This window comes from Enterobacter sichuanensis, from assembly GCF_009036245.1.
GTDB classification, from domain to species: domain Bacteria; phylum Pseudomonadota; class Gammaproteobacteria; order Enterobacterales; family Enterobacteriaceae; genus Enterobacter; species Enterobacter sichuanensis.
The window spans coordinates 1,631,061-1,653,974 of record NZ_CP027986.1; the positions used below are offsets into that span (position 1 = coordinate 1,631,061).

Below are 22,914 nucleotides of genomic sequence, written 5' to 3' on the forward strand. Positions count from 1 at the left end.
TTAGTGAAGGACGCAGGATAGCTAACACGTGTACGCTGAACAAGTCCGATCAGTTCGAACTAAACCAGCTTAACCAGCGTAACGGCCATGGATAACGATGACGAGCATCCTGTTGTGTCGCCTGAGCAATTCGCTCCTGGATGGTCTGCATCAGGGTTGTTTGCCCTTCGCCATCCCAAACCAGGTTTGTCAGTAAGGGTAGTGCATCCTCAATCCCTTCGATGGCCCAGAGCGTGAATTGCCCTTGTTCAACCGCATCCAGAATATCCTGACTGAGGCTTAAATGGCGTGCGTTAGGCGCAGGAATAATCACACCCTGTTTGCCGTTTAAACCACGCTGCTGGCAGATGGAAAAGAAGCCTTCGATTTTTTCATTGAGGCCTCCTACAGGCTGAGCACGACCAAATTGATCCACCGAACCAGTGATTGCGATGTTCTGATTGATTGGCACGTCCGCCAGGGCGCTGATTAAGGCACACAGCTCTGCCATAGAGGCACTATCGCCATCCACTTCGCTGTAGGACTGCTCAAACGTCAGCGAGGCGGAGAAGGGGATCTGCTGCTCAAGCTGCAGCTCCGACATTAAAAACGCCTGCATGATCATCATGCCTTTCGCATGAATGTTCCCGCCCAGTTCGGCTTTGCGTTCGATATCAGTGAATTCACCATCACCAATATGCACCACGCAGCTGATACGGGAAGGCTCCCCAAACGCGCGTGGGTGGCCAGGGAACTCAATCACCGACAGGGCGTTAATCTGCCCGACGCGTTCGCCTTCGGTCTCCACCAGAATTTGTTCCAGCAGGATTTCATCCTGCATACGGTCAGCAAGGTAGCCTTCTCGCCACTCGCGCTGCGCCAGCATCTGAGCGAGCTGTTCTCCGGTGAAGGTACCGCTACCGCTGATAACACCCACTTCACGCAGCTGTTTGCTGATCCACAGCGGGCAGAGAGGCAGGGTTTCCTGATCGCCGGTATAGCGCACCGCTTCGCGCATTAAGCCCGGCCACGCGTCGGCCGCAGGCGTTGGCAACACAAAACGTTCCGCCACCGTCATCACCCACTGACACCACTGGGTCATATCATCGGCATCGGCAATCTGGATGTTATCTTCGTATTCGCTATACACCGCCTGCTCAGCCAGCTCCGGCTCCATTTCCTGGAAATCCGCCAGCGATTCACGGTCGCCCGTCAACACGACGGTCAGCGTCAACGGCATAGATGGCACAGCGACCGGCAGGGGACGAGACTCATCGTAGCCAACCCAGTCGAAGCGCTGCTGGTTTACGATGGTTTTCAGACGCATCCACAACAGCGGCTGCGAGAGCAGGGTACGCAGTGAGATGATGAGGACACCGCCATTTGCGCGATGCACCAGCCCAGGCTGCAGGGACAGCTCACCGTTAAACTGGCGCAGACAACCAAAGAGTTGTTCAGCCTCGACCCAGTTAGCGGTAATCACCTCGCCCTTAGCGGCAAAACGGTCATCAGCCTGAGCTGAAGGTTCGAAAGTGACATCATGTCCCGCGATACGATATTGGCCGCCAAAGACTGCGTTCGATTCCGGCTGCAACTGGCGCACAGCATCCCCAATCAGCGTCAGGTATTCCGCTTCTTCCGGGGCTTTGAGCAACATGAAGGGCGCTGTTGCCCATGGGCTCAACACCTGCTCCAGCGCATAATGCAAACGTGGCTGCGTATCGCTAAGGATGAATTCGTGTTCTTTTGCGAGATCTGGCTGTGCAAACACGTCCTGATAGCTTTCGCTATCCGGAACAAGGTCACGCCATGCAAGTTTCGTAATGGTCAAAGTTGATGTTTTTTAGTCAGATGTAAAAGGGGGGAGTATACCGTAAGCGGGGGGCTCTACCCAAGCAGGATTGGGGATTTCGAATGCGGGACGGGCTGCATTCCATCACAGGATATGATTTCTTTTCAGCAGATTGCTAAAAAACTGATATTCTGAACAGAGTTACGTGGTAACACTGAGATCGCAATGAAATATCAACAACTGGAAAATCTCGAAAGCGGCTGGAAATGGAAGTACCTGGTCAAAAAGCACCGTGAAGGGGAGCTGATCACCTGCTATATCGAAGCCAGCGCGGCGCAAGAAGCCGTGGATATTTTGCTGACCCTCGAAAATGAACCGGTACAGGTTAACGGCTGGATTGAAAAACACATTAATCCTGCGCTGTTAAACCGGATGAAGCAAACTATCCGCGCGCGACGAAAACGGCATTTTAATGCTGAGCATCAACACACGCGCAAAAAATCAATCGATCTGGAGTTTGTTGTCTGGCAACGCCTGGCAGGGCTGGCACAGCGCCGGGGCAAAACGCTGTCGGAAACCATCGTGCAGCTGATTGAGGATGCCGAACATAAAGAGAAGTACGCCAACCAGATGTCGTCACTGAAGAATGATCTTCAGGCTCTGTTGGGCAAAAAGTAGATTTTACTTTCTTCGGACAATAAAAAACCCCGCATTGCGGGGTTTTTTTATAAGACGATAACTTATGCCGCTGGCTGAGTTACAACGTCTTTGATGCCTTTAACTTCGATCTCAACGCGACGATCTGGAGCCAGGCAGTCGATCAGTGCAGCGCGAGCTTTCACGTTGTCACAGGTGTTGCCAGTAACTGGGTTAGCTTCGCCCATACCACGTGGGGAGATCTTGTTAGCTGGGATACCTTTAGAGATCAGGTAATCAACAACAGACTGAGCACGTTTCTCAGACAGCTTCTGGTTGTAAGCGTCAGAACCGATACGGTCGGTGAAGCCCAGAACCACTACAGAACCGTCTTTAGGATCCAGGTTGCTCAGCTGGGTGTACAGCTGATCCAGTGCCTGCTGACCTTCTGGTTTCAGGGTAGCTTTGTTGAAGTTGAACAGAACGTCAGACTTCAGAGTGAAGTGCTTGGTCTGTACTTCTGGAGCTGGAGCCGGCGCTGGAGCAACAACTGGTGCTGCTTCTTCCTGCTGGCCGAAACGGTAGGAAACACCTACGCTCAGCATGCCGTTGTCTGGACGAACACCAACGGTGTTGCCGTCGCCGATGTTGTTAACCCACTGGTATTCCAGACGGGTAGCGATGTCACGGGTCATAGCCCACTCAACGCCACCAGCGAATACTGGGGAAACACCGGTGTCATGGTCGTCGCCAGCGATGCTGTTGCTGGAGTCAGCGCGCCATACCATGCCGCCCAGACGGGTGTACACGTCCAGATCGTCGGTTACTGGGTAACCCAGTTTAGCGGTCAGCTGAACGCCCTGTGCTTTGAAAGCGCCGTTTACGGTGTCGCCTTTGTATGGCATACGACCTAACCAGTCGTAACCCATTTCAAAACCAACATACGGGTTAACCTGATAGCCACCGAACGCACCTGCACCAAGCTGGCTCTCGTGAGTTGGGCCATCATTGTTCAGGCTGCTGTTGTACCAGCCGGTGTCGTGGAACTGAGACCAGCCCAGTTTACCACCTGCATACCAGGTATTATCTTTCGGAGCGGCCTGCGCTACGGTAGCGAAGCCAGCCAGTGCCACTGCAATCGCGATAGCTGTCTTTTTCATTTTTTGCGCCTCGTTATCATCCAAAATTCGCCATGAAAGTCTCAAGAGAGAATCACGGTTAAATCCTTCACCGGGGGGCGTGGTCAAATATAAATCTACCGATATCTTCGGCTTAGGCCGAGCACCCCTGGCGATGTAAAGTCTACAACGTAGCTGAAAACTTACAAGTGTGAAGTCCGTCAGGCATATGAAAAAAAAAGTTCCGTATACCTAATATTTAACATTTTCTGAACGAATTTTGTGCAATAAAATTAAGGAGAACCGCACCAGACAAGCCTTGCCGCAGTTTTGAGGTGGGGAACTAAAATCCCATCTCGCTGTCAAAAAAAATTCCAGGAATAATCTTAATTTCACTCAATGATACAAATTTGAGTGAATTTTTAGCCCAGAAAGTTGTCCTCTGCGGTAAGAATCCGAACGAACCGGACGCATAATAAACCCGATCGCGTTCCCCTCTTCAGCCGCTTCCGTCAGACGGAAATGTTCCTCTTCCGTCAGTTCTTCTGGCAACCAGCCAATTACCACGCTGTAATTTCCAGTGCGTAACGCACGGATCATCGACTCAACGGTATCGCAAGGCGAGAGTTGATTAATCTGCATAACCTTTGTCAGCGGGAGGCCCGCGGACTGAACCCACTCACGGCTCAGCTTTTGCTGAGGCGTGAGCCAGAGCTGCCAGCGCGATTGCTGGCCAAGCTGTTGCAATAACGGCAACAACAGAAGTTGCGTCAACAGGGGCTGGTCTTCACGATAAACCACTTCACTGATAAGCCCCGTGGACACACGCTCGACGGAATTCTGCGCGACATTGCCTGCGGTAGAAGAGAGAGAGGTTGAGCGATTTGCATAGCCTGAAGTGTACATATTCATTCCAGCCCTGTAGTTACTGTATGAATATACAGTAACCCCTGTGTGCATAAAGATCAACCTCATTTTCGGAAAGCGACTCGCAAAATTCATTCAATCTTGATGCCCCTCGAAAAATCATCTTGCTCAACGGCGACAAGTTGCCTATTTTCCTGCTAACGGATCCGTTAGTAAGAAAAGTCGTGGTTAGCATATGATTTTCAAGGGAAATATCATGAAAAAGATATCTTATGAACGGATTTATAAATCCCAGGAATACCTCTCTCCGCTGGGCGAAATCCATCATCGTGCGCTGTTTGGCGGTTACACCCTGGCGGTGGATGATGCGGTCTTTGCCATGGTGTCAGACGGCGAACTATATCTTCGTGCGTGTGAGGAAAGTGCAAAATACTGTGTAAAAAATGCCGCCTCGTTTTTAACGCTGATGAAGCGAGGTCGTCCGGTACTGCTCAACTATTATCGTGTTGACGACGGCTTATGGCAGGACAGAGAGCGGCTGCTTCAGCTCTCCTCGTATGCCCTCAGTGCCGCAAGAAAAGAGCGCAACCTGCGGCATCAACGAAACCGACTTAAGGATCTGCCGAACCTGACTTTTCAGCTTGAAGTCCTGCTGTTTGAAGCCGGTATCACCAATGAAGAGACACTCCGGGCGCTGGGCGCCAGAGCCAGCTGGCTGAAGATGCGGGCGAAAAATAAAGCGCTGAGTATAAAAGTGCTCTTCGCGCTGGAAGGGGCGATTGAGGGGCTGCATGAGGCGGCGCTCCCGGCAGGTATTCGCCGGGAGCTGACGGAGTGGTTTAATGCGCTACCTGAGGCACAGGATAATCACTCCTCCAGGTAGCGATTTGCTGCTGCAGCCGGCAAATTTCAGGCAGCAAAGCGATGAGCAGGCCGATTTGCTGAAGAACCAGCGGCGCTTTGCTGTCGTTGCCCGGATCAAGATGCGCAATGCGCTGAGCCAGTTCATCCAGTGCCTGTTGCACCCGTGGTTCATCCGCCGGTCGATGATGAAGTGCGTCATCGACGTAGCATACGGCGTCGTCCAGCAGGTTGAGAATACCCGGGTTGGTGAGCTTCTCGCGGTGGGCACCCAGCGTCGAAATGTAGCTGGTAAAGGTATGGTTCAGGCACAACAGACGGAAGGCTGTCTCACGAATTTCTGCGGTGGCGCGAGGCTCCGTTGACATGTTCGAAACAACAGAAGCCAGCTCAGCATCGCTGTTGTGTGCATCGCGGCGTGCTATCCGGTAGGCCAGGCGGTTATCGCGCCCCTGGTGGTACTGCTCCAGAATGGCGTCAAGGTATCGACAGTTGGCGTTCAACGCCCGCTCAACCACGCGCGGCAAATTACGAAAACGCCAGTCCGGCCAGATAAAGCTGACTGCCGCCCAGGCGATGGCGCAGCCTATCAGGGTATCGATCACCCTGGGCAGGGCGACTTCAAACCCTTCACCCAGCAGGTTAAAGCAGAGCAACACCAGCAGCGTAATAAACATGGTGGCATGCGCGTACTGCACATTGCGAAACGCGAAGAACAACACGCCGGTGATCACGATCAGAATCAGCTGACCTTCAATGGACGGCACGAAATAGAGTACTGGCAGGCCAATCGCGACGCCCACCAGCGTACCGATAATTCGCAGCGCCAGCCGGTGCCGGGTGGCGTTATAGTTGGGCTGACAGACGAACAGACTGGTGAGCAGGATCCAGTAACCGTGATGTAACCCGGTAATCTGGATAAGCGCATAACCTACGCACAGCACCAGGGACATTCTCACCGCGTGGCGAAAGAGCGCCGACTCGGGCGTAAAGTTGCGGCTCAGCCGTAGCCACATATCGCTCACGCTGTGCACGCTGTCATCCGCGAGCTGGTTATCGATCTCACTGCCCGGCTGTGCCATCGCCTGTTCGGACTCAATGGTCGCCAGCTGAGCATCAATCGCCCGCAGGTTGTTCAGCAGGAAACCCAGGGCTTTGATGTGTTCCGGTGAGGTTCCGCTGGCCTGAACGCGGTCGAGCGCCGCATCCAGGTGGCTGAATACGCGTTCAAAGCGTGGGTCATGCTGATAGGGCGTGCGCAGCAGAATAGAGCGCGAGAGTTGCTGACACGCCTGGGACTGCATGGAGAGCAGGCGCTGGAAGCGGAACATTACGTCGCTGTAGCGGAACTTCTCGCGCAGGGCGGCATACTGAACGTGCGAGGAGCTGGCGCGCTCATGAATATCCTGGGCGGCAAAATAGTAGTGTAAGGTTCGTCGCGTTCCGCGCTGGCCACGATCCCCGCGCAGACGGGTCAGCAGCGAGGCTTTGGTCTGGTTAAGAGTGGCGACCAGTTGACCGTTCGCCAGCGCCAGATCGTAGAGCGGCGCCTGGCTTTCTTCTTCGATATCGGGGTCAAACAGCCGGGATTTCAGCTCCAGATAGTGGGCTAACTGCTCGAAGCTGCGGGCAAGGTTATCCTGCAGGGGGCGAACCGGGAAGATCAGATGACCGGTTAACGTCAGCAGGTTATACCAGATGGCGCCCAGCAACAGCAGGACAGGCTGTTGATACCACTGATCGTAAAGCGACACGCCCAGCATGGTATAGATGGCGATCAGCAATGCGCCAAACGCGATGGTGGCATAGCGCTGCCCAAGGCCGCCCAGCAAAATAAACCCGCTGGTGGAGAGCGTAAGACCCAGGGCAAACAGCCAGGGCCACGGGAAAAGCAGCTCAACGGATGCGGAAGCAATAAAAAAGCAGATCAGCGTAATGACCAGGTTACGTAAACGCCCGGCCAGACGATCGTCCAGGTCCGCCAGCGCCCCGGCCACCACGCCCAGCGTGAGCGGGATGGTGAGTTTGACATCATTCAGCCACCAGGGCAGGGCAACCGTGCCGCAAAGGGCGATAAAAATCCTGACGTTATAAAGCCAGGTACTGTTCCAGGTATAACGGCGAAGCAGTGGGCTTAGCATAAACGCGGCCAGTCCTTATTTACTGAAAACGACGACGAGCATTTGCTTCACGCGCGGCCTGGGCCACTTCTACCGAAACCACCCTGCGCCCGACGGGCCAGAGAGCGATCGCGGCGATCTTGAAATTCGCAAGTCCCACCGGAATACCGATAATCGTGACGCACTGCGCAATCCCCGCAAAAATATGCATGATGCACAGCCACCAGCCGAAGAAGATCAGCCACAGAATATTCAGCAGGGTTCCGCCCGTATTCATCAGGGCGTTTTTGCTCTCCGGATTCAGCTCGTCGACGTGGATGGCCTCATTCCCGTAGGGGACAAACGAGAGTTTAGTGATCTCCCAGCAGGAACGGGTCAGGGGAAGCGTGAAAATCAGAACGATGCTCACCAGCGTGGCAAAAAGCCAGGAAAGGGTGGTGGCAAAACCGCCCAGCACAAAATTCAACACATTCAGAACGGTACGCATAAACCCTCACTTCCTTTCGATAAATTAACGCCCAATGATTGTAACGTTTTTTTAGGCTGGAGCACCTTAAAACTGGCAGTTAAACTATCAGACAAATTATCTCTTCGTGGATTTGGCGGGACATGGAACTGAAAGCAACTTCAATGGGCAAACGCCTGGCGCAACACCCTTACGACAGGGTGGTTCTCCTTAATGCCGGGGTGAAAGTCTCCGGAGAACGCCACGAATACCTTATTCCGTTTAATCAGCTTCTGGCTATCCACTGCAAACGCGGGCTGGTGTGGGGCGAACTGGAGTTCGTTCTGCCAGACGATAAAGTCGTGCGACTTCACGGCACCGAGTGGGCGGAAACCCAGCGCTTTCATCATCACCTGAACGCGCTCTGGCAGCAGTGGAGCCAGGAGATGAGCGTGGTTGCGTCCCAGGTGCTGCAGCAGGTGCTGGACGACATCGCGCAAAGCAACGCACAGCAAACCTGGCTGACCCGTCAGCAGACGGCCGGGCTACAGCGAAAGATCAGGCAGGCACTCTCGGCGCTGCCGATATCCGTGACGCGTCTCGATGAGTTTGACAATTGTCGTGACGCCTGGCGCCAGTGTCAGGCCTGGCTGAATGACGTGGATAAAAGCCGGCTTGCCCATAACCAGGCCTGGACGGACGCCATGCTTACCCAATACGCTGATTTCTTCAGTACGGTGGAATCTTCCCCCCTCAATCCGGCGCAGGCGCGTGCGGTGGTGAATGGTGAGCAATCGCTGCTGGTGCTTGCGGGCGCCGGAAGCGGTAAAACGTCGGTGCTGGTGGCGCGTGCAGGCTGGCTGCTGACGACCGGAGAAGCCGTACCCGATCAAATTCTGCTTCTGGCCTTTGGCCGCAAGGCGGCTGAGGAGATGGACGAGCGTATTCAGGCGCGCCTGCATACCCGGGATATCACCGCCAGAACCTTCCATGCACTTGCGCTGCATATTATTCAGCAGGGCAGTAAAAAAGTGCCTTCCATCAGCAAACTGGAAAACGATACGCAGGCGCGTCAGGTGCTGTTTATCAAAACCTGGCGTCAGCAGTGCAGCGAGAAAAAGGCGCAGGCGAAAGGATGGCGTCAGTGGCTGGAGGAAGAGCTCAACTGGACGGTGCCAGAGGGCAGTTTCTGGCAGGATGACAAACTGGCGCGCCGGCTGGGGGCGCGGCTTGACCGATGGGTAAGTCTGTTGCGAATGCACGGTGGGTCGCAGGCGGAGATGATTGAGAGCGCGCCGGAGGGGATCCGCGATCTGTTTTCAAAGCGCGTCAAACTGATGGCGCCGCTGCTGAAAGCCTGGAAAACGGCGCTGAAGGAGGAAAACGCCGTCGACTTCTCCGGGTTAATCCACCAGGCCATTATCATTCTTGAGAAAGGGCGTTTTGTCAGCCCGTGGAAACATATTCTGGTGGATGAGTTTCAGGATATCTCCCCGCAGCGTGCCGCGCTGCTCTCGGCGCTGCGGGCGCAGAATAAGCATACCTCACTGTTTGCGGTGGGGGACGACTGGCAGGCCATCTATCGCTTCAGCGGCGCGCAGCTCTCCCTGACGACCGCGTTTCACCACTATTTTGGTGAGGGGGATCGCAGCGATCTGGACACGACCTACCGCTTCAATTCCCGAATCGGTGAGATTGCTAACCGCTTTATCCAGCAGAACCCGCATCAGTTGGCCAAGCCGCTCAATAGCCTGCGGTCTGGTGATAAAAAAGCCGTCACCCTGCTGGCGGATGATCAGCTGGAGCCGCTGCTGGACAAGCTCAGCGGCTATGCGAAGCCCGATGAACGTATCCTGGTGCTGGCGCGTTACCATCACCTCAAACCTGCGGCGCTGGAAAAAGCCGCCACCCGCTGGCCGAAGCTGCAGATTGAATTTATGACCATTCACGCCAGCAAAGGGCAGCAGGCCGATTATGTCATCGTGGTGGGGTTGAAAGAGGGGAGCGATGGTTTCCCGGCCCCGGCTCGCGAGTCGGTGATGGAGGAGGCCTTACTGCCGGAACCGGAAGACTTCCCGGACGCCGAAGAGCGGCGTTTGCTGTATGTGGCCATGACCCGCGCGCGTCACCGCGTGTGGCTGCTGTTCAACAAAGAAGAGCCATCCGTATTTGTGGATATCCTGAAGAGTATTGATGTGCCGGTGGCGAGAAAGCCTTAACGATGACGGGCAAAGAGGAGCAGGCCGGGTAAGGCGTAGCCGCCACCCGGCAAAAAAAGCTACTTCAGTCTTTCAGAAAGATAACGCTGATAATCCGGAATAAGGATCTCAACCGGGGAGTTAAACTGCGGGGATTCAATAATGAAATCCGCCGTCGACAGGTTGGTCGCCACCGGGATATTCCACACCGTCGCCAGACGCAGCAGCGCTTTGACATCCGGATCGTGCGGAACCGCGTTCAGCGGATCCCAGAAGAAGATCAGCACATCAATCTTTCCTTCGGAAATCTGCGCCCCGACCTGCTGATCGCCGCCCATCGGGCCGCTCAGCATGGCATTTACCTCCAGACCCGTTTCGCGCTGAATCAGGTTACCGGTTGTGCCGGTCGCCGACAGGGCGTGCTTTTCCAGCAAAGACTGATGGCGGCGAACCCAGTTAAGCAGCATTTGTTTACAGTGATCGTGCGCAACCAGAGCAATGTGTTTACGTTCCGGTAGCGTGCGTGTTGTCAGTTCCATAATCATATCCATCAGGTTAACTGACTACACGATGACGGGAACCGCCTGACGCTGCAAGAGCAAGGCGTAAAAAATGTGGCTTATGAGGAAGGTTGTTGTTTTGCCCATTGTAAAAACCGGGCGCGCGTATCAGGATCGGCCTGCTGAAACCAGAATTTGAGGCGTTGTTCCGTCAGGGTCTGTGACTGAGGAGGAATAACGTCCAGTTCAGAGACACCCGATAGCAGCGTACTGTCGTCAGCCATCATGGTGGCAAACTGCGGAAGCGAGGCGCGTTTACCTGCTTTGTTATAGGCCTGGGCCGCGGCCTCGTAATCCGGTCCTTTCGGTGAGGTAGTCAGCGCCAGAATATCCAGTTTTACCGGAATCGGCATTGCATCCCCGTCCAGCAGTTCAATACGCGGTGACGCGTCAAAGGTCGCACTCTCTTTCTCTGTTTCAATACGCGGCAGGGTAATATTGACCTGACTGATTTGCCGGGTATTAAAGCTGACAATCAGCGGCGGGGAGATGTACATCCTTTGCTCATGATTGGCGAGGCCGATCGATTTTTCTACCCGGAATACCAGCTGATGCGGGCCGTTATCCAGCTCGATGCTGTCGGCACCACGCAATAAGGAGCTGGAGACCTTTTTTCCATCCAGCACCAGGAGATCAATATCGCCAGAGAGCCGAAGCGTGGTAGCAAAGACGCAGACCGGCATCACTAATGCAATCAGAGCAGTGGCAATACCGGTTTTCATAGAAGGCTCCTGTCAGAAATTCTGTCGGCGCATGAATGTATCTAAATTTTTCGATAATCACGTTTACTAACATATAGACATATTTGGCCGTTTTGCCCTCATACATCTGTATGGGATGGATGGTTGAGATGTGCCCTTTGGCGTACACTTTGAAAAAAGCCAGGAGAAAAACCATGAAAGAGAACGATATTGCCGAGATTTTGACATCCACGCGCACCATTGCGCTGGTGGGCGCGAGCGATAAACCCGATCGTCCAAGCTATCGGGTCATGAAATACCTTCTCGATCAGGGTTATCACGTTATCCCTGTCTCGCCGAAAGTGGCCGGTAAAAGTTTACTGGGCCAGCAGGGCTACGCCACGCTCAACGACGTACCGGAAAAAATCGATATGGTGGATGTTTTCCGTAATTCGGAAGCGGCGTGGGGCGTGGCTCAGGAAGCCATTGCGATTGGGGCAAAAACGCTGTGGATGCAGCTGGGTGTGATTAACGAGCAGGCCGCGGTGCTGGCGCGTGAGGCGGGTCTGAAGGTGGTCATGGACCGCTGCCCGGCCATTGAAATCCCCCGTCTGGGGCTGGCGAAGTAATAAAAAAAAGCCCGTTCATCGGGCTTTTTTTACACGCTTAGTTCCGCAGGCGCGGAGCCTGTAACTGTTTGCGGATTGTCTGAGCCAGTTCATCCATCGTAGGTTGCTCCGGATGTTCTTCCCGCAGTTCACTGCTGAGCTGCGCTTCAGCAAGATAGGTGTGAACGGGTTGTCCGTCATCACCTTCCATTACCACATGGTACCAGGGCGCGGCGCGAAGCTCGGCGTTCACCGCCAGCTCGTCTGCTGACGGCTCTACAAGGGAATACTCCGGGTCGATATCCACGACCACACCCAAATACCCTAGCAAAGTGTGGCGGACCTGCTGGCCGATACCGAATTTGCTGGCAATCATAGTCACCTCCCGGGAAATACGACTTACACGTTATGTGCGGGCAATATTTCTCTTTTCAAGTTACATGACGCGACAGGCAAACCCTTTCAGATAGAGCCCTTCCGGGTAGGTAGCAATCACCGGGTGATCGGCTGCCTGACGGAACTGCTCTATAAATTGTACATCACGACCAGCATCTATTGCGGCATCGGCGATGATTTTTTGGAATAAATCGGTGGTCATCAGGCCAGAGCAGGAGAACGTGAGCAGGACGCCACCCGGATTCAGCAACTGGATGGCCAGCATGTTGATATCTTTATAGCCGCGGCAGGCGCCCATCAGCTGACTTTTGTTTTCGACAAACTTCGGCGGATCCATCACGATAACGTCGAACTTCTCGCCCTGATCGCGATATTTACGCAGCAGCTTAAAGACGTCGTCACGAATAAATTCGGCTTTGCTCAGATCAAGCTTATTCAGCTCGACGTTCTGTTTCGCCACGTCCAGCGCTTCCTGTGAGGTGTCCACGCTCACCACCTGGGCACAACCGCCCATCAGCGCTGAAACGGCAAACCCGCCGGTGTAGGAGAAGCAGTTCAGCACGCGTTTGTCAGCAACGTACTGACGCGTCGCCAGGCGGCTGTCGCGCTGGTCGAGGTAATAACCTGTTTTGTGTCCGCCCTGAATATCCACCAGCAGCTTCATGCCGTGCTCTTCAATCGGCAGCAGGGCAGGCGGCAGTTCACCGGTCACCGGACCTTGCGTCAGCTCCATACCCTCTTTTTTGCGCACCGCCACATCGCTGCGGTCGTAAATGGCGCACTGTGGGAACAGCGTCTGCAGGGCGCTAATCAGCGCGGCACGCTGATATTCCGCCCCGGCGCTCAGAAGCTGCAGCACCAGGAAGTTGCCGAAGCGGTCAATGGTGACGCCCGGGAGACCATCGGACTCACCGGCAATCAGGCGGTAGCTGTCCAGCCCGTCGCGTTTGGCCAGCCAGTCGCGCCACTGCTGCGCCTGCTGCAGACGACGAACGAAGAAGTCGATATCAATGGTTTCATCTTTATCGAAGGTCCAGACGCGAGCACGGATTTGGGACGCTGGCGAGTAGGCGCCTCGCGCTAACCATTTCCCCTGATGGTCAACGATATCAATGGTTTCACCGAGGCTGGCTTTGCCTTCCATGCGGGCAACCGCGCCGGAAAAGACCCAGGGATGACGGCGCAGTAAAGACTTCTCGCGCCCTTTGGCTAACACTAAACGTACACTCATAATTTGCTGTTCTGTCAATTTCAGGGAAATGGCGCGTAGAGTAGCACATCAAAACGGATCAGAGCTTCTCAAAATCTCTGATGATTTTTCGATAACGCCAGGATTTATACGACAGTACAGGAGGTTGTGCGAGAGTCATAATGCTAACCCCTACGATGATCGCCAGCCCCCACGCCAATGCCTTGACAGGTGAACTGAAAACGACAAGAACAATCAGGAACATGAAGCATACGCTGATTACCCAGAGTAGGGTATTGAATCGACGGGCGAGATCGTAAACTGCTTCTTCAGGCGTTCCCCCGTACCTCTCAACGTTATTTTTTATCTTCTGCAAATCAGACAGTGTAAAACCAGAACGCAACAGGTCTTCATCAGTAACATTCATATCGTTTTCCTTTCGCGCATAGCATTCCATTTACTGTTTGTTCACGAACAGACTCACTGCGCGTAGAGTAGAACTTTCAGCAGGGCGCAATCATCTGCGGATACCCTTGAGCGTTTCGGCACAAAATCAAATCGCTTAGGCACATTACAAGATTGCCGAGGGATATACAGTGGGGCTTCCGGTACAGCAAAGGGAGCCCCCATGAAAAAGCACAGTGTAATAGCAATAGCCGCTCTGACGGCAATGAGTTTTCAGGTTTTAGCCGCAACGCCTTTCAGCATGACCAGCCCGGACATTTCCGGCGAACGGCGGTTAGCGCCACAGCAGGTGTTTGAGGGATTTGGTTGCCACGGTGGGAATACCTCGCCACAGCTGGCGTGGAAAAATCCGCCCGCGAGGAGGTAAGGATGGCCGTGGCGTTATCACAGTTACAGTCAACCCGCTTACCGATCGGCGAAATCGCATTACAATGTGGGTATCTTTCCAGCTCTCGTTTCACCGCCCGTTTCCGGCAACACTATGGCTGTTTACCGAAAACGCTACGTTAAGGAGAAGAAAAAATGGCAAAAGTCTGCACTATTGCCTGGGTTCACGGCATCGTTCAGGGCGTGGGTTTCCGCTACAGCACTCAGCGCGAGGCCGTTCAGCTTGGGTTAACGGGATATGCGCGTAACATGGATGACGGCAGCGTTGAGGTGGTCGCCTGTGGCGAAGCGGAGCAGGTCGACAAGCTGGTGGCGTGGCTGAAGGCGGGTGGGCCGCGCAGTGCGCGGGTTGATAAGGTCTTAACGGAACCGCATCAACCCGGCCGGGAGTACGTTAACTTCGGTATTCGCTATTAAATACACTTCACCGGTTTAGGCAGGCCGGCAATTTTGGTGGCCTGTTTTGCCGGGCCTTTCGGGAACAGACGATAGAGATAGCGGCTGTTGCCTTTCTCTTCACCGAACTTATTGGCCATCGCTTTGACCAGCATGCGGATGGCCGGAGAGGTGTTGAATTCGAGATAGAACTCGCGCACAAAACGCACCACTTCCCAGTGTTCGGGGGAGAGGGCGATGCCTTCTTTCTCAGCAATGACTTCTGCCAGTGCTTCGCTCCACTGGCCACTTTCTTTCAGATAACCGTCGTTATCAGTCTCGATCTCTTTGCCTTCAAAACTCAACATAGTCATTCACGCGTCAGTCAAAAACGCTGCAGTGTAGCAAAAAACAAAGCCCCGCATAAGCGGGGCCAGGTTCACATCGTTGCGGCTTAATCCCGGCTTGCAAAACCCAGGATGCTCAGCAGGCTGACGAAGATGTTGTACAGCGAGACATACAGGCTCACGGTGGCGCGAATATAGTTGGTCTCACCGCCGTGAATAATGTTGCTGGTTTCATACAGAATTGCGCCGGATGACAGCAGGATAAACACCGCGCTAATCGCCAGGTGCAGGGCAGGGAGCTGCAGGAAGATGTTAGCCACCATACCAATCAGCACCACCACGATACCCGCCATCAGCATACCGCCGAGGAAGGACATGTCCTTGCGGGTGGTGAGCACGTAGGCCGAGCAGCAGAAGAACACCAGCGCGGTGCCGCCCAGCGCCATGCCAATCACGTCACCCATGCCGGCAGACAGGTACGCGTTCAGGATCGGCCCCAGGATGTAGCCCAGGAAGCCGGTGAAGGCGAACGCGGAAAGAATACCGACCGGTTTATCAGCGGTTTTGTAGGTCAGGAACATCAGACCGTACATCCCCACCAGGGTCAGAATCAGCCCCGGAGACGGCAGCATCAGCACGGTGCTGGCGGTTGCGGTGATCGCCGAAAACGCCAGCGTCAGGCTGAGCATGAAATAGGTATTGCGCAGCACCTTGTGGGTGCTGAGTAGCGATGTGCGGTCGCGCGAAGAAGTAATTATACGATCCATGAGTCACTCTCTTATGACAGATGTAATTAACGGAAAGAATAGGAAACGGCGCGTCACTCTCAAAGTGGTTTTACCCATCTTTACTCAGCAGGTTAGGGCGGGAGCTGGTTGTTTCTTCTGCATAAATACGTTTCACCAGTATGAACAGCGGTTTGACGCGATTAATCAGATCAACCTCTTATAGGTTACTGAAAATTATTGCGTTATTACCATAAGGCCGCTAAGAGTTATTTCCGGATCGTCACAAAAACAGACAATAAGGCGAAGGAAATGAAACCACAAACACGCACGCGCTTTACGCTCTCTTTACTTACCGCAGGGATCCTGTGCGCCAGCACGGCAACCTGGGCGGCGAACGTGCCGGCAGGAACGCAGCTGGCCGATAAGCAGGAACTGGTCAGGAACAATGGTAATGAGCCGGCCTCGCTCGACCCGCATAAAGTCGAAAGCGACGTCGAATTCAATATTATCAGTGATTTATTCGATGGGCTGGTCAGTGTCTCCCCGGCGGGGGACATTCAGCCACGGCTGGCGGAAAAATGGGAGAACAAGGACAACACTGTCTGGACGTTCCATCTGCGCCCGGGCATCACCTGGAGCGACGGCACTGCCATCACCGCGGAAGATGTTGTCTGGAGCTGGCAGCGTCTGGTTGATCCTAAAACCGCTTCACCGTATGCCAGCTATCCCGGCAACATGCACATTGTGAATGGTGCGGATATTGCGCAGGGGAAAAAAGCCCCCGATACGCTGGGCGTTAAAGCGATTAACGACACCACGCTGGAAGTCACATTGACACAGCCTAATGCGGCATTCCTGGCCATGCTGGCGCATCCGTCACTGGTACCGGTGGACAAAGTGCTGATTGGCCGCTTTGGCGACAAGTGGACCAAGCCTGAACATATCGTCACCAGCGGGGCCTATAAGCTGTCCCAGTGGGTGGTCAACGAACGCATTGTGGCGGAGCGCAACCCGCGCTACTGGGATAATGACCATACCGTGATTAATAAGGTGACGTATCTGCCTATCACCTCCGAGGCCGCAGATGTGAACCGCTATAAAGCGGGCGAAATTGATATTGTCTACACGGTGCCGATCAACCAGTTCGCTCAGCTCAAAAAAACGCTCGGCAGCGAGCTGGATGTCTCTCCGCAGCTGGCAACCTATTACTACGAATTTAATACCACCCGGCCGCCGTTCAACGACGTCCGCGTGCGCAAGGCGCTGAACATGGCGCTCGATAAAGACATCATTGCCGGGAAAGTTTTAGGGCAGGGGCAGCGTCCGGCGTGGCTCATCAGCCAGCCGGATATCGGTGGCGTTAAGTTACAGAACCCGGATTACGCCAGTTGGCCGCAGGACAAGCGCATCGCTGAGGCGAAAAAATTGCTCGAAGCGGCCGGGTATAACGCCAGCCATCCTCTGCGCTTCAACCTGCTCTATAACACCTCTGAATCGCACCAGCGTATTGCGATTGCGGCCAGCTCCATGTGGAAAAAGAACCTCGGCGTGGAGGCGAAGCTGCAAAATCAGGAGTGGAAAACCATGCTGGATACCATGCATACCCACAACTTTGACGCGGTGCGTTACGCCTGGATTGCCGACTACGACGACGCGGCGACCTTCCTGAACAACTTCCGCACCGGCGACAGCGAAAACACCAGTCAGTACAGCAATCCGGAATACGACCAGGCGCTGGTGAATGCCGCAAAAGCCAAAACAACGGAAGAGCGGGGTAAGTTCTACCAGCAGGCGGAAGATCTGCTGGGACGTGATGTGCCCGCCATTCCGGTGTATCACTACGTCCGTACGCATCTGGTCAAACCGTGGGTGGGCGGATTTACGCCGGATAAGCTGGGGTACTATTACACGAAGGACATGTACATCAAAAAACACTAAGTCTGTGCTGATAAAATCGTCGATGTGTTGTCAGTTCAACCGATTAAACACGTTTTGACTATTTTTACAGCGAACGAATGCCGCGACTCTTTACAGCGCGCGGTGAGGTGTTTATAGTTCGCCTCACTCAGGAAGTGTGGCCGAGCGGTTGAAGGCACCGGTCTTGAAAACCGGCGACCCGAAAGGGTTCCAGAGTTCGAATCTCTGCGCTTCCGCCAGATATAAACCCCAGGTTACTTGTTAACCTGGGGTTTTTCTTTTTGCTTTAGCGCAGGTTTGCCCATCACCAGATTCTGGCCATTCCTTCGCTTGCCGGGCGAACGAGCGTAAAACCAAATTTTGTATAAAGCTCAGGCACGTCGGCCATTAAGCAAACGTAGGCTCCTTTGCAGGCGTGGGTATCCAGCCAGGCAACAAGCGTTTCCATAATGACCCTGCCGAGTCCTCTCCCCTGATGAAGCGGATCAACGGCGACGTCGACAATATCGAAATTCAACGCACCGTCCCCCACGATGCGCCCCATACCTACCGGTTTACCCTCACACAGAATATGCATGCCATAACAGCTGCCGGGCAGCGCTTTTCGGGCCGCCTCCAGCGGGCGAGGGCTAAGGCCCGAGATTTCGCGCAGCCGGCAAAACGCTTCTGCAGTGGGAACGGTTTCAACCACGGTATAGTTATCAGGCATAAGAAGAACTCCAGTCGGTGTTCAGTAAAGGGCTTCAGTCTGGCAGTAAAATTGACTAAAGACGATTTCACGGACCGATCATGTTCACACTTTTAACCTCTCGCTATTCTCCTGTGAAAATCAGGCGTTATCATTCACCCCGTAAATACCTTTTCATCTCTTACCGAGGCTTTGATGCTGGAGAATGTTTTCATCAGATAATCAGCTTCCCGCCCTTCTCAGGACGGACTGGTTATCGCTGCGCTTAAACCTTACGCACGCACCTGCTGGTGTGGGCTCGTTTTTACGCATGATGATTACACAGGTTTTCCAGTATGAATTTATCCCGTCAGGAACAACGTACCTTACACGTTCTCGCCAAAGGTGGACGTATTGTGCACGTCCGCGACAGTTCTGGCCGCGTCACGTCCGTTGAGTGCTATACCCGTGAAGGGCTGGTGCTAAGCGACTGCACGCTCAGCGTCTTCAAAAAACTCCGCACTAAAAAGCTGATCCGTTCCGTGAACGGGCAGCCTTACCGCATCAATACCACCGGGCTGAATAACGTTCGCGCCCAGCTGGACAATCGCTAAGCGGAAGAAATCACGCCACCCTCGGGTGGCGTTCATACATTGAACGGAATGTAGGCCGGGTAAGCGCAGCGCCACCCGGCAAGAAACGCGGCGTTAAGAGCGGATAAAAGCCAGAATATCCGCGTTGATGGTATCCGCGTGGGTGGTATGCATCCCGTGTGGGAAGCCCGGATAAATTTTCAGTACGCTGTTCGCCAGCAACTGGTCCTGCAGAAGGGCGGCATTTTTATACGGCACGACCTGATCGTCGTCGCCTTGCATCACCAGAACGGGAACCGTAATGGCTTTCAGATCTTCCGTCTGGTCGGTCTCTGAAAACGCCTTGATCCCTTCGTAGTGCGCTTTGGCGCTGCCGATCATGCCCTGGCGCCACCAGTTCTGAATCGTTCCCTGCGAAACCTCGGCTCCATCGCGATTAAAACCGTAGAAAGGACCGCTGGCGACGTCGAGGTAAAACTGGGCGCGGTTAGCCGCGAGCGCCTGGCGAAAACCATCGAAAACCTCAATCGGCGTGCCGCCGGGGTTAGCGTCCGTTTTGACCATCAGAGGAGGGACGGCGCTGACAAGCACCGCTTTGGCGACGCGACCCTGCGGCTGACCATACTTCGCCACATAGCGGGCGACCTGGCCGCCGCCGGTAGAGTGACCGACGTGCACGGCATTGCGTAAGTCCAGGCTTTCAACAACGGCTGACGCATCGGCCGCATAGTGATCCATATCATGCCCTTCACTCACCTGATCCGAACGTCCATGACCGCGGCGATCGAGCGCGATAACGCGATAACCTTCCGCAAGGAAGAAGAGCATCTGGTTATCCCAGTCATCTGCACTTAACGGCCAGCCGTGGTGGAAGACGATGGGCTGCGCCTCTTTTGGACCCCAGTCTTTGTAGTAAATGTTGACGCCATCTTTCGTGGTAACGAATGCCATACCGCTGACTCCTCTGTTAAAGGCAAAACGCGTGCCGACTGAACGCAGTGCAGATCAGTAATGCCTTAATTAAGTTGGCTTTTTTCTGTTTCCCGTACCGACAGTACTCCTAAAGTGTAGGATAAAGTGTAAAAGCAGGCGGTTTCATTTTTGTTAACGGTGTTCTTCAATATAGCGGGCCAGGTCCGCCGGGGTTTTCAGCACCGTCGCCACGTCTGTTGGCGGGATCATACAGCCGTAAACGTCCTGCACTTCCAGTACCATGTCGACCGCCAGAATGGAGTCGAGAATATCTGAGTCAATCAGTTCATCGTGGAAACCGACCTTACGGGATAATACGTTTTCGAACAGGGCGAGAATTTCTTGTTCCATCATTTTTTCCTGGTGTCATTAATGTGTGCGGGCGTATGCGTCCAGCAGTTTGCGGTCAATTTTGCCGTTAGGATTCAACGGTAAAGCGTCTTTGATGATAATTTGTGACGGTACCATATAGGGTGGAACCACCTTCGACAGGGCGGTTTTGATCGTATCCGGTGCCAGCTCCGTCACGCAGAAGGCGGCAATGCGCAGCACGCTGCCGCAGGGTTTCATCAGTGGCATCACCACCGCTTCGTTAATGCCGGACATGGCCAGCAGGCGGTTTTCGATCTCGTTGATTTCAATACGGTAACCATTCAGTTTGATCTGGCTATCATTGCGGCCCTGACAATAGATGAGCCCTGCTTCATACCCCAGATCGCCGGTCCGGTAGCCACGAAAGGCTTCATTTTCACGGTAGAGCAATTTTGCCGCGTTCTCCTGCGGCAGGCCGAGGTAGCCGCGCATAACGTTCTTACCCCAGATAATCAGCTCGCCCTCGGCGGTAATTTCCATTTTGCTCTCTGGCATCATGACCCCCACCGGCAGCACGGCGCTGTCGCTGTTGAGGATCTCATCCGTTATTTCCACCACGGTTGTCGCAATGGTCGCTTCCGTCGGGCCATAGGCGTTAATGATGTTGGCCTGCGGGAAACGGCGGCGTAGCTGCTTAACCAGCGCTTTATTTAACACCTCACCAATGAAGATAAAGACCTTGAGTGCTGGCAAATACTCGCTGTTAAACTGCGGGGACAGCAGCTGCTGGTAAGCAAAAGAGGGGGTGGAAACCCAGGCGGACACCGCGTTGCTTTTCAGCCGCGCCAGCCAGTTCGCTTTCTGAATATCCTCTTTGGCGTTCAGTACGATGTGTCCCCCCATCGCCAGATTCGCCAGTAACGGGATCAGGGAGAGGTCAAAACTGAATACCGCGTGGTTCATCAGCACCGGTTGTTCCGGCAGTGAAAAATCTTTGCTGACCCATTTCATGAAGTGCCATACGCTCTCACGCCCAATCTGCACGCCTTTAGGCTTGCCGGTGCTGCCCGAGGTAAACATGATATAGGCCAGATCTTGCTCCTCCAGCACCTTGCCTGTCTCACCGGTGGCGGTGAACTGCCGGGTCGCCACGTCGTAATAGTAAGGGGCACTGGCCAGATGGCAGATCTCCTTCAGCCTTTCCTGCGGATAGATGCAGTCGACCGGGATATACGGAATGTTATGCAGCAGGCAGCTATAAATCGCCACGGCAAATTCCGCCTGCTGGTGTCCGTACAAGACGACCGGCGTACCTGCAACAGGCCGGCAGCGCTGATAGCGCTGCGCCCAGTCCGTCACGGCTGCGGAAAGCTGTTCCCAGCTTAGAGATTCGTCGCTGCCGCTGATGGCCAGCTGTTGCGGACGCGCGGGATCGCATAATGCCGCACGTAAGAAATCCTGCAGTGCCTGAAGGTCGGCGTGATTTTTCATAGAGGTGACATTCCACTAAAGATGTAAAGGGACCCTGCCGCGCTTCCCAGCGTCAGAATTCGCCCCAAAAAAGCAACAGCCGGATACTGCAATCCGCGCTGTAATGCCGGGCTGCGTTTGGCTGACCACAACAGCATGTTATGGGCCACCGAAATCGCGCCAAACAGCGCGCCGCTGATGACATAATGGCGTTCCAGACCATTCCACGCGCCCATGCAGAACAGGGTGCAAAAAATGCCGATATCTTGCGCCAGCGTTTTGTTCTGACGGAAAAAAGTAAACTTCATCAGGTTCATATAGACGGGCATAAAGACCACATCACGCAGCCATTCAGACAGGCTAATGTGGAAGCGACGCCAGAAATCCTGCGGATTCTTTGCCAGAAGCGGCATATTGAAGTTTGCCGGAATGTTCAACCCAAACAGGCGGCCTGCGCCGATGGCCATATTGCTGTAACCCGCAAAATCAAAATAGAGATAGGCGCTATAGGCCAGTGACATCACCACGCCCACGGTCAGCGTAAACGGCTTATGGCTCCAGGGTTGCACGACAAGTGAATCAACCAGCATGGCAAACAGGAACTTCTGGACAATGCCGGTAATGATTTGCTCCAGCGCCACTAAAAACTGCTCACGGGTAAGCGCAAATACGGGCTTACTGACATCGCTCATCCATGTCCGCCAGCGATACATTGGGCCCGCCAGAATAATAAAGGGCATAAACAGATAGCAGAAATAATGCAGGAAATTCTGTCCTTCTTTTTTACTGCGATAGAGCAGCACGTCCACCGCGCGGAACGTCATAAAAGAGAGGCCGATCATGCCGAGATGATGATTAAGATGCAGTTTCACCAAAAATAAAGGCAGCAGCGTTAACACAATCGCCTGCCAGGTTTTTAACCAGCCTTTTTCTTTTAACGTGGCGACAAGGTAAAAACTGAAAAAAACGACCGCGGGAACACGGTAATCACCCTGAAAAATATAGCCCCAGCCTAATGCAGCGAGGACGGATAACGCCGATAAATACGTCAGGCGATGACGTAATACGCGATTAACCAGCGCAAATACCAGCGCGGAGGAAAACAAATAGACAAAAAACATGCCTGAGCTGTACATCATTCGGCCTCAGAACTTTTGATATTCAAAATGCAGCTGCATACTCATGCTGTCATCGACAGAGGTCCACGCGACGATGGTGATCGCCAGCAGGAG

The 22,914-nt window shown here is 54.0% G+C and carries 25 protein-coding genes, 1 tRNA gene and 1 pseudogene; 10 read left to right on the forward strand and 17 right to left on the reverse strand.

Annotation, left to right across the window (positions count from 1 at the left end):
• Positions 1-49 precede the first annotated feature (49 nt).
• Positions 50-1,810 (reverse strand): AAA family ATPase, encoded by a 1,761-nt coding sequence (locus C1N69_RS07635; protein ID WP_155030936.1) that lies wholly within the window; start codon positions 1,808-1,810, stop codon positions 50-52.
• A gap of 186 nt (positions 1,811-1,996) precedes the next feature.
• Here C1N69_RS07635 and matP point away from each other — a divergent pair, with 186 nt between their 5' ends.
• On the forward strand, positions 1,997-2,449 hold the full coding sequence (gene matP, locus C1N69_RS07640) for a macrodomain Ter protein MatP (RefSeq protein WP_023332611.1): 453 nt from the start codon (positions 1,997-1,999) through the stop codon (positions 2,447-2,449).
• A gap of 62 nt (positions 2,450-2,511) precedes the next feature.
• On the opposite strand, the gene ompA is transcribed toward matP, so the two are convergent.
• Both ompA and sulA read right to left on the reverse strand, forming a co-directional pair.
• The gene (gene ompA / locus C1N69_RS07645; RefSeq protein WP_023292865.1) at positions 2,512-3,567 is read right to left on the reverse strand and encodes a porin OmpA; all 1,056 of its coding nucleotides are present in this window, start codon (positions 3,565-3,567) and stop codon (positions 2,512-2,514) included.
• A 354-nt stretch (positions 3,568-3,921) separates the two neighbouring features.
• Positions 3,922-4,431, reverse strand: coding sequence for an SOS-induced cell division inhibitor SulA (sulA, locus tag C1N69_RS07650; protein WP_025755976.1), 510 nt, complete (start codon positions 4,429-4,431; stop codon positions 3,922-3,924).
• Between the two features lie 217 nt (positions 4,432-4,648).
• Between sulA and C1N69_RS07655 the strand changes: the two genes are divergently transcribed.
• On the forward strand, positions 4,649-5,275 hold the full coding sequence (locus tag C1N69_RS07655; protein ID WP_155030937.1) for a TfoX/Sxy family DNA transformation protein: 627 nt from the start codon (positions 4,649-4,651) through the stop codon (positions 5,273-5,275).
• Here the strand turns inward: C1N69_RS07655 and yccS are convergent.
• Both yccS and C1N69_RS07665 read right to left on the reverse strand, forming a co-directional pair.
• The gene (gene yccS / locus C1N69_RS07660) at positions 5,232-7,394 is read right to left on the reverse strand and encodes a YccS family putative transporter (protein ID WP_155030938.1); all 2,163 of its coding nucleotides are present in this window, start codon (positions 7,392-7,394) and stop codon (positions 5,232-5,234) included. The two genes, C1N69_RS07655 and yccS, sit on opposite strands and share 44 nt — an antisense overlap.
• A gap of 19 nt (positions 7,395-7,413) precedes the next feature.
• A complete protein-coding gene (locus C1N69_RS07665; protein ID WP_025755973.1) occupies positions 7,414-7,860 on the reverse strand; it encodes a YccF domain-containing protein in 447 nt (148 codons plus the stop codon).
• A 122-nt stretch (positions 7,861-7,982) separates the two neighbouring features.
• On the opposite strand from C1N69_RS07665, the gene helD reads away from it, so the two are divergent.
• Positions 7,983-10,037: a DNA helicase IV gene (gene helD / locus C1N69_RS07670; RefSeq protein ID WP_155030939.1), complete on the forward strand. Its 2,055-nt coding sequence runs from the start codon at positions 7,983-7,985 to the stop codon at positions 10,035-10,037.
• Positions 10,038-10,096: 59 nt separating this feature from the next.
• On the opposite strand, the gene mgsA is transcribed toward helD, so the two are convergent.
• Entirely contained in the window at positions 10,097-10,555 is a 459-nt protein-coding gene (gene mgsA, locus C1N69_RS07675; RefSeq protein WP_025755971.1) for a methylglyoxal synthase, read from the reverse strand.
• A gap of 80 nt (positions 10,556-10,635) precedes the next feature.
• Complete coding sequence (gene csgI / locus C1N69_RS07680) at positions 10,636-11,298, reverse strand: curli synthesis inhibitor (RefSeq protein ID WP_047958179.1); 663 nt, start codon at positions 11,296-11,298, stop codon at positions 10,636-10,638.
• A 173-nt stretch (positions 11,299-11,471) separates the two neighbouring features.
• On the opposite strand from csgI, the gene C1N69_RS07685 reads away from it, so the two are divergent.
• The gene (locus C1N69_RS07685; protein WP_025755969.1) at positions 11,472-11,885 is read left to right on the forward strand and encodes a CoA-binding protein; all 414 of its coding nucleotides are present in this window, start codon (positions 11,472-11,474) and stop codon (positions 11,883-11,885) included.
• A gap of 37 nt (positions 11,886-11,922) precedes the next feature.
• Here C1N69_RS07685 and hspQ read toward each other — a convergent pair whose 3' ends face one another.
• The 3 genes from hspQ to C1N69_RS07700 are packed head-to-tail and all read right to left on the reverse strand — an operon-like array spanning position 11,923 to position 13,876.
• On the reverse strand, positions 11,923-12,240 hold the full coding sequence (hspQ, locus tag C1N69_RS07690) for a heat shock protein HspQ (RefSeq protein ID WP_047958180.1): 318 nt from the start codon (positions 12,238-12,240) through the stop codon (positions 11,923-11,925).
• A gap of 60 nt (positions 12,241-12,300) precedes the next feature.
• Entirely contained in the window at positions 12,301-13,491 is a 1,191-nt protein-coding gene (gene rlmI / locus C1N69_RS07695) for a 23S rRNA (cytosine(1962)-C(5))-methyltransferase RlmI (protein ID WP_021240853.1), read from the reverse strand.
• 58 nt (positions 13,492-13,549) lie between these two features.
• Positions 13,550-13,876, reverse strand: a complete 327-nt coding sequence (locus C1N69_RS07700) for a hypothetical protein (protein ID WP_025755967.1) — start codon at positions 13,874-13,876, stop codon at positions 13,550-13,552.
• A gap of 201 nt (positions 13,877-14,077) precedes the next feature.
• Here C1N69_RS07700 and C1N69_RS07705 point away from each other — a divergent pair, with 201 nt between their 5' ends.
• From C1N69_RS07705 to yccX, 3 genes and pseudogenes are all read left to right on the forward strand, one after another.
• Positions 14,078-14,281 (forward strand): YbhB/YbcL family Raf kinase inhibitor-like protein, encoded by a 204-nt coding sequence (locus C1N69_RS07705; protein ID WP_244956334.1) that lies wholly within the window; start codon positions 14,078-14,080, stop codon positions 14,279-14,281.
• A pseudogene (locus tag C1N69_RS07710) lies at positions 14,272-14,424 on the forward strand (helix-turn-helix domain-containing protein); the annotation flags it as partial. The gene C1N69_RS07705 and the pseudogene C1N69_RS07710, both read left to right, overlap by 10 nt.
• Before the next feature lie 12 nt (positions 14,425-14,436).
• Positions 14,437-14,718, forward strand: coding sequence for an acylphosphatase (gene yccX, locus C1N69_RS07715; RefSeq protein ID WP_025755965.1), 282 nt, complete (start codon positions 14,437-14,439; stop codon positions 14,716-14,718).
• On the opposite strand, the gene tusE is transcribed toward yccX, so the two are convergent.
• Entirely contained in the window at positions 14,715-15,044 is a 330-nt protein-coding gene (gene tusE / locus C1N69_RS07720; protein ID WP_059386452.1) for a sulfurtransferase TusE, read from the reverse strand. The two genes, yccX and tusE, sit on opposite strands and share 4 nt — an antisense overlap.
• A gap of 86 nt (positions 15,045-15,130) precedes the next feature.
• Positions 15,131-15,790, reverse strand: a complete 660-nt coding sequence (yccA, locus tag C1N69_RS07725; protein WP_013097244.1) for an FtsH protease modulator YccA — start codon at positions 15,788-15,790, stop codon at positions 15,131-15,133.
• Between the two features lie 270 nt (positions 15,791-16,060).
• Here yccA and C1N69_RS07735 point away from each other — a divergent pair, with 270 nt between their 5' ends.
• Both C1N69_RS07735 and C1N69_RS07740 read left to right on the forward strand, forming a co-directional pair.
• A complete protein-coding gene (locus tag C1N69_RS07735; RefSeq protein WP_059386453.1) occupies positions 16,061-17,689 on the forward strand; it encodes an ABC transporter substrate-binding protein in 1,629 nt (542 codons plus the stop codon).
• 130 nt (positions 17,690-17,819) lie between these two features.
• A tRNA-Ser gene (locus tag C1N69_RS07740) sits at positions 17,820-17,907 on the forward strand.
• 65 nt (positions 17,908-17,972) lie between these two features.
• Here C1N69_RS07740 and C1N69_RS07745 read toward each other — a convergent pair.
• Positions 17,973-18,377 carry a GNAT family N-acetyltransferase gene (locus C1N69_RS07745; RefSeq protein WP_155030940.1) on the reverse strand — a complete coding sequence of 135 codons (405 nt, stop codon included), beginning with the start codon at positions 18,375-18,377 and terminating at the stop codon, positions 17,973-17,975.
• A gap of 314 nt (positions 18,378-18,691) precedes the next feature.
• Here C1N69_RS07745 and C1N69_RS07750 point away from each other — a divergent pair, with 314 nt between their 5' ends.
• Entirely contained in the window at positions 18,692-18,949 is a 258-nt protein-coding gene (locus C1N69_RS07750) for a YjhX family toxin (protein WP_021240841.1), read from the forward strand.
• A 93-nt stretch (positions 18,950-19,042) separates the two neighbouring features.
• Here C1N69_RS07750 and C1N69_RS07755 read toward each other — a convergent pair whose 3' ends face one another.
• The 4 genes from C1N69_RS07755 to C1N69_RS07770 form a co-directional block, all read right to left on the reverse strand.
• Positions 19,043-19,879 carry an alpha/beta fold hydrolase gene (locus tag C1N69_RS07755; RefSeq protein WP_025755962.1) on the reverse strand — a complete coding sequence of 279 codons (837 nt, stop codon included), beginning with the start codon at positions 19,877-19,879 and terminating at the stop codon, positions 19,043-19,045.
• A 153-nt stretch (positions 19,880-20,032) separates the two neighbouring features.
• Positions 20,033-20,251 (reverse strand): acyl carrier protein, encoded by a 219-nt coding sequence (locus C1N69_RS07760; protein WP_025755960.1) that lies wholly within the window; start codon positions 20,249-20,251, stop codon positions 20,033-20,035.
• Positions 20,252-20,269: 18 nt separating this feature from the next.
• A complete protein-coding gene (locus C1N69_RS07765) occupies positions 20,270-21,703 on the reverse strand; it encodes an AMP-binding protein (RefSeq protein WP_155030941.1) in 1,434 nt (477 codons plus the stop codon).
• A complete protein-coding gene (locus tag C1N69_RS07770) occupies positions 21,700-22,818 on the reverse strand; it encodes an MBOAT family O-acyltransferase (RefSeq protein ID WP_155031908.1) in 1,119 nt (372 codons plus the stop codon). Before C1N69_RS07770 ends, C1N69_RS07765 begins: the two co-directional genes overlap by 4 nt.
• Positions 22,819-22,914: the final 96 nt, after the last annotated feature.